Annotated in this window: 12 protein-coding genes and 1 riboswitch; of the genes, 6 read left to right on the plus strand and 6 right to left on the minus strand. The window is 67.4% G+C overall.

Going from position 1 to position 17,947, the window contains the following annotated elements; genetic code table 11:
- Nucleotides 1-526: 526 nt before the first annotated feature.
- A complete protein-coding gene (locus AC1RPL_RS17135) occupies nt 527-2,002 on the plus strand; it encodes a lipopolysaccharide biosynthesis protein (RefSeq protein ID WP_493070971.1) in 1,476 nt (491 codons plus the stop codon).
- Here AC1RPL_RS17135 and AC1RPL_RS17140 read toward each other — a convergent pair.
- From AC1RPL_RS17140 to hisS, 5 genes are all read right to left on the minus strand, one after another.
- The gene (locus AC1RPL_RS17140) at nt 1,999-2,427 is read right to left on the minus strand and encodes a CBS domain-containing protein (protein ID WP_493070973.1); all 429 of its coding nucleotides are present in this window, start codon (nt 2,425-2,427) and stop codon (nt 1,999-2,001) included. The genes AC1RPL_RS17135 and AC1RPL_RS17140 overlap by 4 nt on opposite strands.
- Nucleotides 2,428-2,596: 169 nt before the next feature.
- Nucleotides 2,597-3,490: a DUF4167 domain-containing protein gene (locus AC1RPL_RS17145; protein WP_493070975.1), complete on the minus strand. Its 894-nt coding sequence runs from the start codon at nt 3,488-3,490 to the stop codon at nt 2,597-2,599.
- A 270-nt stretch (nt 3,491-3,760) separates the two neighbouring features.
- Entirely contained in the window at nt 3,761-4,624 is an 864-nt protein-coding gene (gene prmC / locus AC1RPL_RS17150; protein ID WP_493070977.1) for a peptide chain release factor N(5)-glutamine methyltransferase, read from the minus strand.
- 329 nt (nt 4,625-4,953) lie between these two features.
- The gene (gene prfA / locus AC1RPL_RS17155; protein ID WP_493070979.1) at nt 4,954-6,024 is read right to left on the minus strand and encodes a peptide chain release factor 1; all 1,071 of its coding nucleotides are present in this window, start codon (nt 6,022-6,024) and stop codon (nt 4,954-4,956) included.
- Nucleotides 6,021-7,262: a histidine--tRNA ligase gene (gene hisS / locus AC1RPL_RS17160; RefSeq protein WP_493070981.1), complete on the minus strand. Its 1,242-nt coding sequence runs from the start codon at nt 7,260-7,262 to the stop codon at nt 6,021-6,023. The genes prfA and hisS overlap by 4 nt, the downstream gene beginning before the upstream one ends.
- A 321-nt stretch (nt 7,263-7,583) precedes the next feature.
- Here hisS and AC1RPL_RS17165 point away from each other — a divergent pair, with 321 nt between their 5' ends.
- The 5 genes from AC1RPL_RS17165 (at nt 7,584) to AC1RPL_RS17185 (ending at nt 16,882) form a co-directional block, all read left to right on the plus strand.
- The gene (locus AC1RPL_RS17165; RefSeq protein ID WP_493070983.1) at nt 7,584-8,795 is read left to right on the plus strand and encodes an efflux RND transporter periplasmic adaptor subunit; all 1,212 of its coding nucleotides are present in this window, start codon (nt 7,584-7,586) and stop codon (nt 8,793-8,795) included.
- Nucleotides 8,796-8,801: 6 nt separating this feature from the next.
- Nucleotides 8,802-11,999, plus strand: coding sequence for an efflux RND transporter permease subunit (locus AC1RPL_RS17170; protein WP_493070985.1), 3,198 nt, complete (start codon nt 8,802-8,804; stop codon nt 11,997-11,999).
- On the plus strand, nt 11,996-13,420 hold the full coding sequence (locus AC1RPL_RS17175) for an efflux transporter outer membrane subunit (RefSeq protein WP_493070987.1): 1,425 nt from the start codon (nt 11,996-11,998) through the stop codon (nt 13,418-13,420). Before AC1RPL_RS17170 ends, AC1RPL_RS17175 begins: the two co-directional genes overlap by 4 nt.
- A gap of 235 nt (nt 13,421-13,655) precedes the next feature.
- Entirely contained in the window at nt 13,656-14,438 is a 783-nt protein-coding gene (locus AC1RPL_RS17180; protein ID WP_493070989.1) for an enoyl-CoA hydratase-related protein, read from the plus strand.
- A gap of 100 nt (nt 14,439-14,538) precedes the next feature.
- Nucleotides 14,539-14,754: riboswitch (cobalamin riboswitch) on the plus strand.
- Between the two features lie 181 nt (nt 14,755-14,935).
- Nucleotides 14,936-16,882 (plus strand): TonB-dependent receptor plug domain-containing protein, encoded by a 1,947-nt coding sequence (locus AC1RPL_RS17185; RefSeq protein WP_493070991.1) that lies wholly within the window; start codon nt 14,936-14,938, stop codon nt 16,880-16,882.
- 72 nt (nt 16,883-16,954) lie between these two features.
- Here AC1RPL_RS17185 and AC1RPL_RS17190 read toward each other — a convergent pair whose 3' ends face one another.
- Nucleotides 16,955-17,902, minus strand: a complete 948-nt coding sequence (locus AC1RPL_RS17190) for a formylglycine-generating enzyme family protein (RefSeq protein WP_493070992.1) — start codon at nt 17,900-17,902, stop codon at nt 16,955-16,957.
- Nucleotides 17,903-17,947: the final 45 nt, after the last annotated feature.

Genomic DNA, 17,947 nt, shown 5'->3' on the forward strand with positions numbered 1-17,947 from the left:
ATCCGACGCCTAGAAGCCGCCAGACCCGGGGCCGCCGCCCACATGTCCCTTCATCAAAATCACTATGTCAAAGAGCGCAAAAGACCGACGCCTTGGCTTACCCTCTTTTTGGAGGGCGACCCGGGCGCCTGATTTTTGGTGACCATCGAAGCGTTCCGGTGAGGAGCACCGCGTCGGTGGAGTGGCTTCTATGCGTGAGGTCCCGACCCGTCAACAGCGTTTTGTACTTTTCTGTCTTTCTTTCGAAACATGTCCAGAAAACGGGAGAATTCTGCGGTTTCTTGGCATGTGCAGCGCTGCGCACATGACGCTTTGGTGACCGTACCGAGCCCCGACTCGTCCGAATCACCCTCGAATCGGGGAGAATCGCCCCGCCCGACAGCCGTTCCGCCGCTCTACAGGTGATTCCGTCGGATTCGACTCACACAAGCCGATTCAATCCATGCGTGCCTGCGCATAAACGCACGCAAAAGCGTGGTTCCGCTAGTTTACGGCGCATAAACAGGAACGGGCGCATAGCGCGCGCATGAGTGAACCCGCGCTGGCCACCGAACCCGAAGACAGCACGCTGCAGCAGCAGGTGCGCAGCGCCGTGATATGGCGTTCCGGCACGCAGATCTTCGGCCAGTTGCTCACTTGGGCCGCCACCTTCATCGTCATCCGGCTGCTCGGCCCCTCGGCCTACGGCCTGTTCGCGATGACCCAGGTGATCCTGGTGCTGCTCAACATGCTGAATGGCTATGGTCTCGCCAGTGCGCTCATCCAGCGCACCGATGCCGGCCGTCATGCGCAGCGCCAGCTGTTTGGCATGCTGATCCTGTTGAACTTCGGGCTTGGCGCGGCCCAGTTCCTCGCCGCCCCCGCCGCCGCGGCCTATTATCGCCAGCCCATGGTGGCCGATCTGCTCCGCGTGCAGGCGCTTCTATATATAGCGACCCCGTTCATCGCCTTGCCCCAGGCTTTGCTCTCGCGCGAGATGGACTTCCGCAAGCAGGCGCTGGCCAACTTCGTCTCGGCGCTGGCCGGTGCAGTCACTGCGCTTGCCGGTGCGCTGATGGGATTGGGCGTATGGACGCTTGTCGCCGCGCCGATCGCCCTGTTCGCCACCCGTGCGATCGGCATGACGATCGCGGCGCGTTCGCTGATGTGGCCGAGCTTCGACTTTCGCGGCGCTGGCGACATCGCCCGCTACGGCGGGGTGATGGCCACCGGCCAGCTCTTCTGGTTCGCGCAGAGCCAGGCGGACGTGTTCATCGCCGGCCGCCTGTTCGATCCGCACATGCTCGGCATCTATACGACCAGCCTGTTCCTCACCCAGATCTTCGTCTCCAAATTCGTGCCGCCGCTCAACGAAGTCGCCTTCTCCGCCTATGCGCGGCTGAAGGACGACAGGGCTGCGGTCGCCGCTGCGTTCACCCGCTCGGCGCAACTGGTGATGCTGGTCGCCATGCCCTTCTATCTCGGAATGGCGGTCACCGCGGTTCCGCTGGTGGCGGTGGCGCTCGGCCCCAAATGGCTGGAGGCCGCCCCCGTGGTGCATTGGCTCGCGCTGGCCATGCCGATGATGACGCTGCAGGTACTCTATGCACCGGCGAGTGACGCGTGCGGCCGGCCGGGGATCAGCGCCCAGAACTCGGCGACCGGTGCGCTCTGCCTGCCGATCGCCTTTCTGATCGGGGTGCATTGGGGAGTGATGGGCCTGGTCGCCGCCTGGTTCGCGGCCTATCCGCTCTATCTCGCAGTCAGCACCTGGCGGACGCTGCCGGTGATCGGCGTACGCCTTGGCGCGCTTGTCGAGGCGATCGCGCCGCCGGTGCTCGCCGCCGCGGCGATGGCCCTGCTACTCAAGCTACTCGATTCGCTGCTGCCGTCCTTGCCGCCGCTGGCCCATCTCGCCGCGCTCGTCAGCGCGGGCGGCCTTGTCTATGCCGGGCTGCTCTTCCTGTTCGCGCGGCGGATGCTGGTCGAGTCGATCGCCCTAGTCCGCAACCGCGGTGCCTAGACCGCCTGGATATAGGCGCGCATCGCCTCGGCTTCCGATTCGATGCGCTCGATGCGATACTTCACCAGGTCGCCGATCGAGATGAAGCCGACACAGGCGCCGGCTTCGACCACGGGCAAGTGCCGGATGCGCCGCCGCGTCATCAAGGCAAGCGCGCCGAGCACCGATTCGTCGGGCGACACGCTGATCGCCGGGGCGGTCATCACGTCCTGCACCGTACGCTGGAGCGCCGCGGCGCCTTCGCGCTGGAGGCCATAGACCACGTCACGTTCGGAAAAGATGCCGGCCACCGCACCGCCGGCCATCACCGGCACGGCGCCGATGCGCTTCTCGGCGAGCAGCGCGACTGCGTCCGCCACGGTCCGATCGCCGTCGATGGAGACCACGTCGCGCCCTTTTCCCCCCAGGATCGCTGCGATTGTCACCGCCTTACTCCTCATTCGGGTTCAGGCGGTTGAGTCTCCCACACATCGACCGCAATTGCAAAAGATGGGCACGCCGAAGGGCCGGATCAACCCCGAAACAGATATCGGCGGCCGAGCTTTCGCCCAGCCGCCGATCCTGTTGCTTATATAGAGTATGGGCAGCGCCGGTTCAGGCGGCCGGTGCGTCCGCATCCTTGCGGGCGCGGGGACGGCGCAGCTTCTTGACCGGCTCTTCCGCCACCTCGGCCGGAGCGGCATCCGCCACTCCGAAGGCGGGCGGGAGCACCGCGGCGTCGATCGCATGGCTCTCGGTCTCGGCTTCCTCGCGGCGGGGGCGGCGCGTCCGGCGCGGCGCCTGCTCGTCACGCGGGGCAACCTCCTCACGGGGAGCGCGCTCTTCACGCGCTTCGCGCGGTGCACGCTCCTGGCGGGCTTCACGCGGCGCGCGCTCTTCGCGAGCCTCACGCGGTGCGCGTTCCTCGCGGGGCGCACGCGCTTCGCGGGGCGCACGCGCTTCGCGGGGCGCACGCTCATCGGAAGCCTCGAAGCCTTCGCCCTCGGCGGCGACGTAACCGTTGCTGTGACCGTTATTGTTGTTGCGGCCATTGCGGTCGTCGCGGTCGCGGCGGGGCTGGCGCTCCTCGCGGTCACGGCGGGGCTGCTGCTGCTGAGCGCGCTGCTGCGGCTGCGGCTGCGGATCTTCGCCGTCGTCGCGGTTGCCGTCGGCCTCGAAATCATAATCGTCATCGTCGCCGTCGAAATCGTCGCGCTGGCGGCGCTGCTGACCCTGGTTCTGGCCCTGGTTCTGCTCCTCGAAGCGCGAACGCGTCTCGCTCAGCACGCGGAAATAGTGATCCGCGAACTGGAGGTAATATTCGGTGTTGACCCGGTCGCCCTGCATCTGGGCGTCGCGCGCCAGATTCTTGTACTTCTCCAGCAGCTGGGCGGCATTGCCACGTGCACGGTTGTCGATGCGATTCCCGTTACCCTGGCCAGTGTTGCCACCCTGGCGCTGCTGCTGCCCGCCACGACCACGACGGCGGCCGGCCTGACGATTGTTCATCAAGGTCTGTTTGTCCTGTCTTGTTTACGCTGTCCGTCGGTCCAATTCATGGGTCCCGGATGCAGTTTACAAATGCGCGCCAACGCCTCGGGAGGCGTTGCTCGCCCGCCATGGCCACCGGACTGCAGCGGCACTCATGACATGGATTGGGGCAGTGCTTCTCACGGCCCAAAGTTTCAACGGCTTGGTTGAAAGTACCCTACCCCGTCGCTGTCTTAGCCGGTGCAGTATCAATCTCCAAGCACAAATATGTGTCGTTCTGCCGTCTTTTCAAGAGAGCAGCAGCGCCCGCGGCCTGCTTCCGAGGTCCTTGTACAAGGTCACGGCGAAACCGCACTTCCGGGCAATCGCGGATACGGATTCGGCCTGGGTCCAGCCGATCTCGAGCACCGCCGCCCCGCCGGGCGCCAGCAGCCGGCGCAGATCGGGGACGATCCGGCGATAATCGTCGAGCCCCTCGGCCCCGGCGAACAATGCGGAGCCGGGTTCATAGGCCCGGACCTGTTCGGGCAGCGCCTCTTCGGTGCCGATATAGGGCGGGTTGGCGAGGATCAGGTCGAAGCGCGCCTCCAGACCCTGCCCCCAGTCGCCGCGCTGGAAGCCGGCGCGCCTGGCCATCCCAAGCGCCGCGGCGTTGCGCCGGGCATAATCGAGCGCGGCATCCGAGGCATCGACGCCCAGCCCCTGCGCTTCGGGCCATTCGGCAAGCGCCGCGAGTAGCAGCGTGCCCGGCCCGGTGCCGAGATCGAGGATCCGCTCCGGCGTGCGCGCGCCGAAATATTCGATCGCCGCCTCGATCAGCGTCTCGCTGTCGGGCCGCGGGATGAGCACGCCGGGGCCGACCGCCAGCTCGATCGTCCAGAAGGCGCGGCTGCCGGTGATATAGGCGACCGGCTCGTGCGCCAGCCGGCGCTCGACCAGCGGCGCCAGCCCCTCGGGCACCGAGTCACCGAGATGGCGCAGGATCATCGTCTCGCGCGTCACGCCCAGCGCATGCGCCATCAGCAGCTCGGCATCGAGGCGCGGCGAATCGGAGACAGGCTCCAGCATGCGGGCGACTTCGTTGAGCGCGGCACGTACGCTCTGCCCGCCAACGGGTGGCACGACGCCAGCCAGGGGGTCAGAAGCCGACATGCCGGTCCTCGAGCGCTCCGGAAAAACATTGACTCCGTTGACTCGCCACGCGGGTACGCGGGCCACGCGTAGCCGGGCAATCGGGCAGGAGATCAGGCAGGAAGGGTGCGGCGCAGGCCATGCCGGAACCAAAGCAGAACATTTCCAACATTGCCAGCCCTTGCGTCGTGCAACCGCGAGTCAACATTTTACCCCGCCATACGCATCGAAACGCCCTGGCCACCTTCGTCACCCCGGCCTTGCGCCAACGTCCCGCTGCCTGCCGGGCCGAGAAGAAGCGGGATCCCGGCGCAAGGCCGGGATGACGAAGGGGATTGTCTGTTGCCAGCCTAGCCGTCGAGCTGCGCCAGCCGGTCCGCCTCGTCCTGCGAGATCAGCGCGCCGATCAGCTCGTCCAGCTCGCCCTCCATCACTTCGGGCAGGCGGTGGAGCGTCAGGTTGATGCGGTGATCGGTCACGCGGCCCTGGGGGAAATTATAGGTGCGGATGCGCTCCGAGCGGTCGCCCGAGCCGACCTGCGACGCGCGCGCGCCCGAGCGCTCCAGCGCCAGCCGGTCGCGCTCGCGCTCGTACAGGCGGGTGCGCAGCACCTTCATCGCCTTGGCCTTGTTCTTGATCTGCGAGCGCTCGTCCTGCTGGATGACGATCGTGCCCGTCGGCAAATGGGTGATGCGCACCGCGGAGTCGGTGGTGTTGACGCCCTGCCCGCCCGGACCCGATGCCCGGAAGATGTCGATGCGCAGATCCTTGTCGTCGATCTTGATGTCGGCGTCCTCGGCCTCGGGCAGCACCGCCACGGTCGCCGCCGAGGTGTGGATGCGCCCGCCCGCTTCGGTGGCCGGCACGCGCTGGACGCGGTGGACGCCGCTCTCGAACTTGAGCTTGGCGAACACGCCGGTGCCGGTGACGCTGAGCACGACTTCCTTGTAGCCGCCGAATTCCGATTCGGAGGCGGAGATCAGCTCGATCTTCCACCCCATGCGATCGGCATAGCGCTGGTACATGCGCAGCAGGTCCCCGGCGAAGAGCGCGGCCTCGTCGCCGCCCACGCCGGCGCGGATCTCGAGCATGGCCGGACGCGCATCGGCCGCATCCTTGGGGAGCAGCGACAGCGCGAGCCCACGCTCGGCATCGCCGAGCGCCGCCTCATTGGCGCGGAGTTCCTCCACCGCCATCGCGCGCAGCTCGTCATCCGACTCCAGCGCCATCAGCTGGAGCGATTCGGCCTCGGAACGCAGGCGGCGGACCACCCCGGCGGCAAGCGCCACCGGCTCGATCTCGGCATATTCCTTGGACACCGCGACGAAGCGGTCGCCCGACAGGTCGCCGGTCGCCATCATCGCCTGCAGCTCGTCGCGCCGCGCCTCGATCGCGGCAATCCGGTCGGCGGGGATTTTCATCGCGCGGCGCCAGACACCAGGGTGGCAACCGCATCCGCATCGACGGCGTCGCCGTCGATCACGCGCTGGCTGATCGTGACTTCGCCATTTCGAGACTGGAACGAGACGGTCATCGCCGGGCTCGCCTTCATCGCGCGGTCATAGCGCTTCTTGGGGCTGCCGCTGGCGAACAGCTCGGCGCTGACGCCGGCATTGCGCAGGCCGGCGAGCAGGCGAACCGATGCGGCTTCGACACCGGCGGCCTCGACGACCACGGCAACCTGCATCCGCTCCGCCGCCGGCTCCGCAATCAGCATGCCCAGCCGCTCGACGCCCGCCGCCCAGCCCACGCCCGGCGTCTCGGGGCCGCCGAGATTGCCGACCAGCCCGTCATAGCGCCCGCCGGCCAGCACCGTGCCCTGCGCGCCCAGCCGATCGGTGACGAACTCGAACGCGGTGTGGCGATAATAGTCCAGCCCGCGCACCAGCCGCGAGTTGCGCGTCCAGGCGACGCCGGCGGCGTCGAGCCCGTCGGTAACGGCCTTGAAGAACGCCGCGGCCTCCTCGGTCAGATAGGCGTCGATGTCCGGCGCGCTGTCGGCGATCGGGCGGTCCTTCGGATCCTTCGAATCGAGGATGCGCATCGGGTTCTTCTCGAGCCGGACCAGGCTGTCCTCGCTCAGCTGGTCCTTGTGCGCTTCGAAATGCGCGACCAGCGCGGTCCGCCAGGCGTCGCGCGTTTCCGCGTCACCCAGCGTGTTGAGCTGGAGCGTCACGCCCTCGATGCCCAGCTCGCGCAGCAGTTGGTCGGCGAGCACGAGCAGCTCGACATCGGCTGCCGGCTCGGCCGCGCCGATGATCTCGGCGTCGAGCTGGTGGAACTGGCGGAAGCGGCCCTTTTGCGGGCGCTCGTAGCGGAACACCGGGCCCGAGGTGACCAGCTTGATCGGCGCATATTGCTGCCAGCCCTCGGTGATATAGGCGCGGCAGATGCCGGCGGTGAATTCCGGGCGCAGCGTGATCAGGTCGCCGCCCTTGTCCTCGAAGGTGTACATCTCCTTCGAGACGACGTCGCTGGTCTCGCCCATCGACCGGGCGAACACGCCCGTCGCTTCGAACACCGGGATGTCGACGCGCTGGAAGCAATAGAGTTTGCGGACATGGTCGAAGGCCTCGAGAACGCGGGCGAACCTGCGCTGCTCTTCGCCAAAGATGTCCTGGGTGCCGCGAATGCGGTTGGGCGTTTCGATACGTGCCATTGGCGCGCGCCAATAGGCTGGTTCCGTGTTCCTCGCAACGCGAAAGCCTGTCGCGTGGATGTGTCCCAACAGTCGGTGGAGCAGCGGCGACGAGCTCCGCAAAGAATTCGTCACCCCGGCTAGGAACCCGATAGCGCCGGGGAACATCGCGGCGGAGCCCATTGTTGCACGTAGTAACCATATCGTGGAAACGTGCCCCTCGTTGACGCAGTGTTTCGCGTTTCCCGCATGTTTCTTGTGTTGCGCCTGCTCAGGCCGCTGCCCAAGAGCGTTTCCGCATAGAACCGCGCCCGAGTCGGCGCCTTGATCCGGGTTGAAGAATTGCGCCGAATCACCCCAGGCGGACACCGCCTTCCTGCTTTCGCACTCCTTTCCGCAACGCTGCTTCTCGCCTCCTGTGGCAGCGGCAGCCAGACCGCCCAGAAAAAGGGCGCGGGCGGCCCGCCGACGGTGGGCTTCGTCGTCGTCCAGCCGGGTGAAGTGCCCGTGGTCGCCGAGCTGACCGGCCGGGTGAACCCCTATCAGGTCGCCGAGATCCGCCCGCAGGTCGCCGGCATCGTGCGCAAGCGCTTCTTCACCGAAGGCTCGATCGTGCGCCAAGGCCAGACGCTCTACCAGATCGACCCCAGCCTCTATTCGGCCAGCGTGTCCGAAGCGTCGGCCAACCTGCAGAATGCCCAGGCCAATGCCGAAGCGGCGCGGATCAAGGCCGAGCGCTACAAGCCGCTCGCCGAGGCCGAAGCGGTGTCGAAGCAGGACTATACCGATGCGACCGCCGCTTCGCGCCAGGCGAGCGCGCAGGTGGCGCAGACCAATGCCCAGCTGCGCACCGCGAAGATCAATTTGAACTTCACCCGCGTGCCCGCGCCGATCACCGGCCGCATCGGCCGCTCGCTGGTCACCGAAGGGGCATTGGTCACCAGCAGCCAGGCCGATCCGCTCGCCGTGATCCAGCGGCTCGATCCGATCTATGTCGATATCCAGCAGTCGAGTACCGACCTGCTCGCGCTGCGCCGCTCGCTCGCCCAGCAGGGCGTGAGCCCGGGCAGCGCCGGCGTGCGCCTCAAGCTCGAGGACGGCAGCGAATATGGCTCGGTGGGCACTGTCCAGTTTTCCGAAGTGATGGTCGACCAGACCACCGGCACGGTGACGCTGCGCGCGCGCTTCCCGAATCCCGAAGGGCTGTTGCTGCCGGGCATGTTCGTCCGCGCGGTCTTCACCCAGGCGATCGACACCCGCGCCTTCCTGGTGCCGCAACAGGCAGTGTCGCGCGATGCCAAGGGCCAGGCGCAGCTCTGGGTCGTCGGCGCGGACAACAAGGCGGTGCGCCGCGACATCGTCGCGGACCGCGTCCAGGGCGCCAACTGGGTGGTCACCGCCGGGCTCAACCCGGGCGACAAGGTGATCACGCAAGGGGTCGCCAACCTGAAGCCCAATGCCGCCATCAAGCCGGTTCCGGCCGATACCCCGCAGAAGATCGAGGCGCCCCGCAAGGGCCAGGGCACCGGCGCTGCCAAGTCCAAGGGCGGCTAAGCTCCCATGTCACGCATCTTCATCGATCGCCCGATCTTCGCCTGGGTGATCGCGATCATCACCATGCTGCTCGGCCTGGGCGCGATCTTCACGCTGCCGATCGCGCAATATCCCGATATCGCGCCGCCCCAGGTCAATATCCGCGCCACCTATCCGGGCGCGTCGGCGGAGACGGTGCAGAATTCGGTCGCCCAGGTGATCGAGCAGCAGCTGACCGGCATCGACGGGCTGCTCTATTTCAGCACCTCGTCCAGCTCGCGCGGCCAGGTCACGATCTCGGCGACCTTCCAGAAGGGCACCGATCCGGACATCGCCCAGGTCCAGGTGCAGAACCAGGTCCAGCAGGGCCTGTCGCGCCTGCCGCAGCAAGTCCAGCAGCAAGGCGTGCGCGTCACCAAGTCCAATCCCGACTCGCTGCTGCTGGTCGGCGTCTATGACGAGACCGACAAGGCGACTAACCGCGACGTCTCGGACTGGCTGACCTCGAACCTGCAGGACCCGCTCGCCCGCCTGCCGGGCGTGGGCGACATCAACGTGTTCGGCTCGTCCTATGCAATGCGCATCTGGCTGAACCCGGAACGGCTGGCGAGCTATTCGCTGATGCCGAGCGACGTGATCACTGCGATCACCAACCAGAATACCGAGATCGCGGCGGGCGAGATCGGCGGCCAGCCGATGCCGAGCACGCAGATGCTCAACGCGACGGTCACCGCCCAGTCGCGCCTGCAGACGCCGGACCAGTTCGCCAAGATCATCCTCAAGACGCAGACCAACGGCGCGCACGTGCTGCTGAAGGACGTGGCGCGGGTCGAGCTGGGCTCGGAGAGCTACAACGCGGTCACCCGCGTCAACGGCCATCCCGGCTCGGGCATCTCGATCAGCACCGCGCCGGGCGCCGACGCGCTCAAGACCGCGGACCTGATCAAGGCGAGGGTCGCGCAGCTGTCGAAGACCTTCCCGGCCGGCTATCAATATGCCTACGCCAACGACACCACCGAGTTCATCAAGCTGTCGATCGAGGAAGTGGTGAAGACGCTGGTCGAGGCGATCATCCTGGTCGTCATCGTGATGTTCGTCTTCCTGCAGAGCTGGCGCGCCACGCTGATCCCGATGATCGCCGTGCCGGTGGTGCTGCTCGGCACCTTCGCGGTGTTCGCGGCGCTGGGCTATTCGATCAACACGCTCACCCTGTTCGGCCTGGTGCTGGTGATCGGCCTGCTCGTTGACGACGCGATCGTCGTCGTCGAGAATGTCGAGCGCCTGATGGAAGAGGATCCCGAGCTCACCCCGCGCGAGGCGACGATCAAGTCGATGGACCAGATCCAGATCGCGCTGGTCGCGATCGCACTCGTGCTCTCGGCGGTGTTCCTGCCGATGGCGTTCTTCGGCGGATCGACCGGCGTGATCTATCGCCAGTTCTCGGTGACGATCGTCTCGGCGATGATCCTCTCGGTGCTCGTCGCGCTGATCCTGAGCCCGGCGCTTACCGCCACGGTGCTCAAGCGCAAGAAGGACCAGGTCGCGCCGGAAGACAGCTGGATGGGCCGCCGCTTCCCCGCGGTCGGCCGCTGGATGCGCACCGGCTCGGACAAGTTCAACCGGGGCTTCAACTGGACGGTCGAGAAATACACCGGCACGATCAGCTATGTCGTCGACCGCAAGTGGATCTTCCTGCTGATCTACCTGCTCGTGTGCGCCCTGCTCGTGCTGATGTTCTACCGCCTGCCCACCGGCTTCCTGCCGACCGAGGACCAGGGCGCCGCGCAGGTGCAATGGCGCCTCCCCGCCGGCGCCACCCAGGCGCGCACCCAGGAAGTGCAGCTCGCGGTCGAGAAATATTTCCAGGGCCAGGAAGGCAAGAACGTCCGCACGATGTTCAGCGTCACCGGCGGCGGCGGCGGCGGCGGCGCGAGCGGCCAGAATACCGGCCAGGGCTTCATGAACTTCGCCCCCTGGAGCGACCGCCCGGGCACCAAGAACGGCGCCGACGCGATCGTCCAGCGTGCCTCGGGCGCTTTCCGCAACTTCCGCGACGCCCAGGTCTTCGCGCTGGTCCCCGCGGCGATCCGCGGCCTGGGCCAGTCCAACGGCTTCACGATGGAGCTCCAGAATTCGAGCGGGATGAGCCGCGAGGACTTCGTCGCCGCGCGCGACAAGCTGCTCGCCGCCGCGAACGCCGATCCGGACCTGGCCAATGTCCGCCTGTCCGACCTGCCCGACGTGTCGACGCTCAAGGTCGACATGGACCAGGAGAAGCTCGCCGCGCTCGGGCTCAGCCAGTCGAGCGTCAACTCGACGCTGTCGACCGCCTGGGGCGGCTCCTATGTCAACGACTTCATCGACCGCGGCCGTGTGAAGCGCGTCTATGTGCAAGGCGACGCGCAGTTCCGCGATTCGCCGGACAGCATCAACCAGTGGTTCGTCCGCGGCTCCACCGGCGTGATGACGCCCTTCTCGTCCTTCGCCTCGACCAGCTGGTCGACCGCGCCGACCACGCTTTCGCGCTTCCAGGGCATCCCCAATTTCGAGATCCAGGGCCAGCCGGCCGCGGGCAAGAGCTCGGGCGACGCGATGAAGCGGATCGAGGCGCTGGCCGCGCAGATCCCAGGCACCAGCATCGCCTGGGCCGGCCTTTCCTACCAGGAGCGGCTCGCCGGCGGCCAGGCGCCGCTGCTCTACGGCATCTCGCTGATCGTCGTCTTCCTCTGCCTGGCGGCGCTCTACGAGAGCTGGTCGATCCCGGTCGCCGCGATGCTCGTCATCCCGCTCGGCCTGATCGGCGCGGTCTTCGCCGTGATGCTGCGGGGCTTGCAGAACGACGTCTATCTCCAGATCGGCCTGCTCACGACCATGGGCCTGGCGACCAAGAACGCCATCCTGATGATCGAGTTCGCCGAGCGCGCCGAGAAGGAAGGCAAGCGCGTGATCGAAGCCGCGCTCGAGGCCGCGCGCATCCGCTTCCGCCCGATCGTGATGACCAGCCTGGCCTTCATCTTCGGCGTGCTGCCGCTGGCGATCTCGACCGGCGCGGGCGCCAACAGCCGCATCGCGATCGGCACCGCGGTGATCGGCGGCATGGTCACCGCGCTGATCCTCGCCATCTTCTACATCCCGCTGTTCTTCGTCCTCGTCCGCCGCGGCGTGCGCGACGCGTTCAAGGCCGTACGCGAACGGCGGGCCCGCAAGCGGGAGGCGCAGGCATGAAGCGCACGATTCTGACCCTGCTCCTCGGCACGGCGCTCGCCGGCTGCTCGATGGACCCGAAGCTCGAAGTGCCGGCGGCGCCGGTGCCCCAGAGCTGGCCGGCGGGCGACGCCTATCTTAAGGCCAATGAGGCGGCGCTGCCCAGCGTCACCTATCAGGACATCTTCCGCGATCCGCGCCTGCAAAAGCTGATCGAGCAGGCGCTGGCCAACAACCGCGACTTCCGCATCGCCGCCGCCAACATCGCCGCGGCCCGCGCGCAATATCGCATCCAGCGCGCCGACCAGCTGCCCGGGCTCGACGCGGGTGCCGGCGCGACCGTCAGCAAGGCGAGCGGCGACGGCAGGCAGACCAGCTTCTCGGGGAATCTCAGCATCCCGGCCTTCGAGCTCGACCTGTTCGGTCGCGTCGCCTCGCTCACCCGGGCCGAGCAGAACAACTGGTTCGCCACCGAAGCCGCGGCTCGCGCCACGCGGCTCGCGCTGGTCGGCGACATCGCCAGCGCCTGGCTCAACTATGCGGCGGACGCGAGCCTGCTCAAGATCGCGCAGGACACCATCGCCAACGCCGAGCGGGCGGTGAAGCTCACCGACATGCGGCTGAAGGGCGGCATCGCCCCGCGCACCGACCTCGCCCAGGCGCAACAGACGCTCGCCAGCGCCCAGTCGGACGTCGCCCAGCAGAAGACCGCGCTGGCACAGGACATCAACGCGCTGCGCCTGCTCGTCGGTGCCGAGGTCGATACGGCGCTCCTGTCCTCGGCGATCGAGGAAGCCGCGCCCACCGTCGCGGAGCTGCCCGCCGGCGTCGATTCGGGCGTGCTGCTGCGCCGGCCGGACGTGGTCCAGGCCGAATATCAGCTGCGCGCCGCCAATGCCGAGATCGGCGCGGCCCGCGCCGCGCTGTTCCCGCGCATCTCGCTGACCGGTCTGCTCGGCTTCGCGAGCAACGCGCTGACCGGCCTGTTCTCGGGCGATGGCTTCCACTGGAGCGGCGGCGCCGCCGGCAGCTACCCGATCTTCAACGCCGGTGCCGGCCGTGCGGGCGTCCAGCTCAGCGAAGCCCAGCGCGACGCCGCGGTCGCGACCTATGAGAAGTCGATCCAGACCGCCTTCCGCGAAGTCGCCGATGCGCTCGCCCGGCGCGGCACGATCGACGATCAGCTCAAGGCGGACACGGCGAACCTCGCCGCGGCGCAGGACAGCTACCGGCTGTCCGGGGCGCGCTATCGCGGCGGCATCGACAATTTCCTGGCGAACCTGGTCGCACAGCGCTCCTATTATTCCGCGCAGCAAGGCCTGGTGCAGACCCGGCTGATCGAGGCGACTAATCTGGTGACGCTGTACCGCACGCTCGGCGGCGATTCGCTGCTGACGGTGACGCCTTCGGGGCCGCAGCCGGCGGTTTCGGCTGCGCCTTAGAGCGACGACTTAGGCGGCACGCTTCTATCGTCATCCCCGCGAAGGCGGGGATCCAGGGTCACAAGCACATCGCGCGCGGCCAGCTTGGACATCTTCGGTGCCCGACAGCTCGGTGGCGCCGCTTGTTCTGCGCTACCCTGGATCCCCGCCTTCGTGGGGATGACGAATATATGCACAACACTTCCCCCCCTGCGCCCGCCCCGCTATCGGTTGCGAAGCGAAACGGGAGTTGAAGATGGGCTATGAGACGATCCTGACCGAGCGGGCCGGCGATGTGCTGGTGATCACGCTCAACCGGCCCGATCGCCTCAATGCCGCGCCGCCGGCGATGTTCGACGAGATCCGCGACGCGCTGGCAAATCTCGACGGAGCCCGCGCGGTGCTGATCCAAGGTGCCGGCCGGGCCTTCTGTTCCGGCGCCGATGTCGCGAGCGGCGCGCTCGCCTCCGCCGATCCGGGTGCCGCGACGCATGCCGCGCTCACCGACCACTACAACCCCGGCATCCTCGCCGTCGCCCGGGCAAGCGTGCCCGTGGTCAGCGCGGTGCGTGGCCCCGCCGCCGGCATCGGCTGCAGCCTCGCGCTCGCCGCCGATTTCTGCGTGGCCAGCGACAATGGCTATTTCCTCCAGGCCTTCATCAACATCGGCCTGGTCCCCGATGGCGGCGCCACCTGGCTGCTGCCGCGCCTGGTAGGCCGGTCGCGTGCCGCCGAGATGATGATGCTCGGCGAGAAGCTGCCCGCGATGAAGGCGCGCGACTGGGGCCTGGTCCACGGCGTCGTCTCCGACGAGCAGCTCGAACATGAAGCGCTGGCACTCGCCACCCGCCTTGCCGCCGGACCGACGGTGGCGCTCGGCATGATCCGCCAGGGGCTGGGCCAGGCGCTCGATTCTACGCTGGAGGAGACGCTGGCGATGGAGGCGGACCATCAGCGTGCCGCGCGTGGCACCGCCGACGCGGTCGAGGGCGGCATGGCCTTCCTGCAGAAGCGCAAGCCCGGCTTCACCGGCAAATAGCGGCACGGCGGGGCGCGGCGCGCCGAGCATATAAAGACATCTTTATATTGCCGATGGGCATGCAAGCGCCTATTGGCCGCGTCGAGGCCTGGGGCAACCCAGCCCTCATGATCGCGCCGGTGCCCGAAAGGGCTTAAAATGGGAACGCGGTACGGGCGAGGTTTCGCCCCAATCCGAGGCTGTCCCTGCAACTGTAAGCGGTGAGCGCGATGCACTTGCTCTCTTCGAGAGAGCAGCCACTGGGTCTTGGCCCGGGAAGGCGTGCATCGCGCGATGACCCGCGAGCCAGGAGACCTGCCAGCGCAACGGTCGCTCTTGCCTAGTCCAGGGGATGGCGAAGGCACGGTATCTCCGTCTGAGCGACGACCAAGCGGCCGGGGCCGCTTCGGTGCTGCGTGTCAGGCGTCCAGGCGCCCGCCGTCACGCGTGCACCGGTCGTTCGCGTGCGCGTTCGGCAGGACCCGGCCCTCGTTGCACAGGCGCCCGGGGGGATACCCATGTTGAAGACCAGTTTCGTTTCGCTGATCGCGATCGCCGCGGCCACGCCGGCCTTTGCCCAGACCAATGATCAGACCGTTGCCGATCCGAAGGACGAAATCGTCGTCACGGCGTCGCGTTCGGGAGAGGGCGTGGAGCTCAGGAACCTGCCCGCCTCCGCCACGGTGATCGACGCCACCGCGCTCGACGCGCGCCAGACCCGCATCGTCTCCGACGTGCTGCGCGACGTGCCGGGCGTGGCCGTGAGCCGCACCGGCGGCGTCGGCAGCCTCACCCAGATCCGCATCCGCGGCACCGAAGGCAATCACGTCCTCGTCCTGATCGACGGCATCGAAGCCGCCGATCCCTATCAGGGCGAATATGATTTCGGCACGCTGATCGCCGACCCGTCGGCCCGCATCGAAGTGCTGCGCGGCCAGCAGTCGTCGCTCTACGGCTCGGACGCGATCGGCGGCGTGATCAGCTACACCACGCTTTCGGGCGCCGAGGCGCCGGGCTTCTCGGCGCGTGCCGAAGGCGGCTCGTTCGGCACGGTCAGCACCGCGGCACGCGCGGCAGGCAACACCGGCACGCTGGATTATGCGGCTTCGGGCACCTGGTATCACACCAAGGGCTATGCCACCGCGCGCGGCGGCAACCGCGACATCGGCTCCGACAATGTCGGCGCCAGCGCCAAGCTGAACTGGAAGCCGTCGGACAATTTCAAGCTGACCGGCGTGCTGCGCTACAGCTACACCGATGCCGAGACCAACGACAGCGACGGCAATCCGGCCAGCCAGACCTTCGGCTATACGATCGACAGCCCGGGCACCTATTTCACCAACGAGGCCTTTTACGGCCTGCTCAGCGCCGAGTTGACCGGCCTGGACGGCCGCTGGACCAACACCGCATCGGCGCAGTTCGCCGACACCAGCCGCACCGGCCATAATGCGTTCGGCATCGGCTTTGGCGACAAGGGCCAGCGCTACAAGGGCTCGTTCGTGTCGAGCTTCCGCTTCGGCACCGACGCGATCACCCACCGCATCACCGGCGCGGTGGACGTCGAGCGCGAGCAGTTCCGCAACACCACGCCGTCGAGCGGCTCGCCCTACGATGCCTTCACCGGCAAGCGCACCACCGACAATCTCGGCCTGGTCGGCCAGTATGAGCTGACCGCGGGCGGCTTCACCGGCGGCGCCTCGATCCGCTACGACGACAATAACCGCTTTGCCGACGTCACCACCTGGCGCGTCCAGGCCGGCTATCGCCTGCCGACCGACACCCGCGTCCACGCGGCCTATGGCACCGGCGTCAAGAACCCCGGCTATTACGAGCTCTATGGCTTCTCGGACGGCAAATATATCGGCAACCCGAACCTGAAGCCGGAGAAGTCCGAGGGCTGGGAAGTCGGCATCGACCAGAGCTTCCTCGACGGCAAGGCCAATATCGGCGCGACCTATTTCGATTCGACGCTGACCGACGAGATCTACACCACCTATCCCGCGCCGCTCTATGTCGCCACGCCGTCCAACCGCGCGACCGACTCGAAGCAGCACGGCGTCGAAGTGACGGCGAGCCTCGTTCCGGTGCCCCAGCTGCGGATCGATGCGGCCTATACGCACCTCACCGCCAGGGAGAACGGCGTCACCGAAGTCCGCCGCCCGGGCGACACCGCCAGCTTCAACGCGACCTTCTCGACCAAGGACGAGCGGTTCTCGGGCACGCTGACGGTGCGCTACAACGGCCGGATGACGGACATCACCTTCACCGATCCGACCTATGCCACCTCGCCGGTCGTGTCGCTGAAGCCGTTCACGCTGGTGAACCTCAACGCGCAGTACCGGATCAGCAAGAATTTCTCGGTGTTCGGCCGGGTCGAGAACCTGTTCGACGCGGACTATGAGGAGATCTTCAGCACCGCGACGCCGGGCACCGCGGCCTATGGCGGCGTGCGCGTCGCCTTCTGACCTCGCATCACCCGTCGCGCTGCCGGTTCAGGCCGGCTGCGCGGCGGGTTCGCTTTGGCCCCGCGGGGCGCGTCAGACCTTCCGCGAGATGCAGCGAAAGCCGATATGGCTGGTCGCGCTGTCGATATGCTGCGGATGCCGCGCCGCCGGCCGGTAGCGCTGGCAGTAGTTGACCGCGCATAGGTGCGATCCGCCCTTCAGCACGCGCCGGCCGATCTTCGATCCCGGCGCATTCGACTCATAACTGTCCCCGATCGTCGCACCACGCGGATTGGCCGCTTCGCAGCAGCTCCCCTTGATCGGCTGCGGCGTGCCGTACCAGTCGCGCGTCCACTCCCAGACATTGCCGATCATGTCGAACAGGCCATAGCCATTGGCCGGGAAGCTGCCCGTGGCGCTGGTGCGATACTGGTCGCCGGGCTTCAGCGTCGCGAAGGGGAACATGCCCTGCCAGTAATTGGCGAGGATCGCGCCGTCGGGCGCCAGTTCGTCGCCCCAGGCGAATTCCTTGTCGACCAGCCCGCCGCGCGCGGCGAACTCCCATTCGGCCTCGGTCGGCAGCGCCTTGCCCGCCCATTTGGCATAGGCATCGGCATCCTCGAACGCGACATGGACGACCGGATGGTCCTCGAGCCCGTCGATGCTGCTGTCCGGCCCGGTCGGGTGCCGCCAGTCGGCGCCGGGCACGAACGCCCACCACTGCGCATGATCGCCGAGCGGCACTGGTTGCGCGGTGCGCTGGAAGACGAGCGATCCTGCCACCGCCAGCGCCGGATCCATCCCGGGATAGTGTTTCGGGTCGGGCGGGATCTCCGAAAAGCTGCGATAGCCAGTCGCCTCGACGAACGCCGCGAACTGCGCGTTGGTCACCGGGGTCTCGTCGATCCAGAAGCTGTCGACCCGCACGCGGCGCAGCGGGCGCTCCTCCTCGTAATATTGCTCGGAACCCATGGTGAAGCCGCCGCCGGGGATCAGCTGCATGCCTGCATGCGAAACGGGACGGGACACGACCTTCTTCATGGCATCGTTCATAGCCGGGCGCCGCGCCGCGCCAATCAAGCTTTT

It is taken from the genome of Sphingomonas sp. GW821-FHT12D09, from assembly GCF_058807215.1.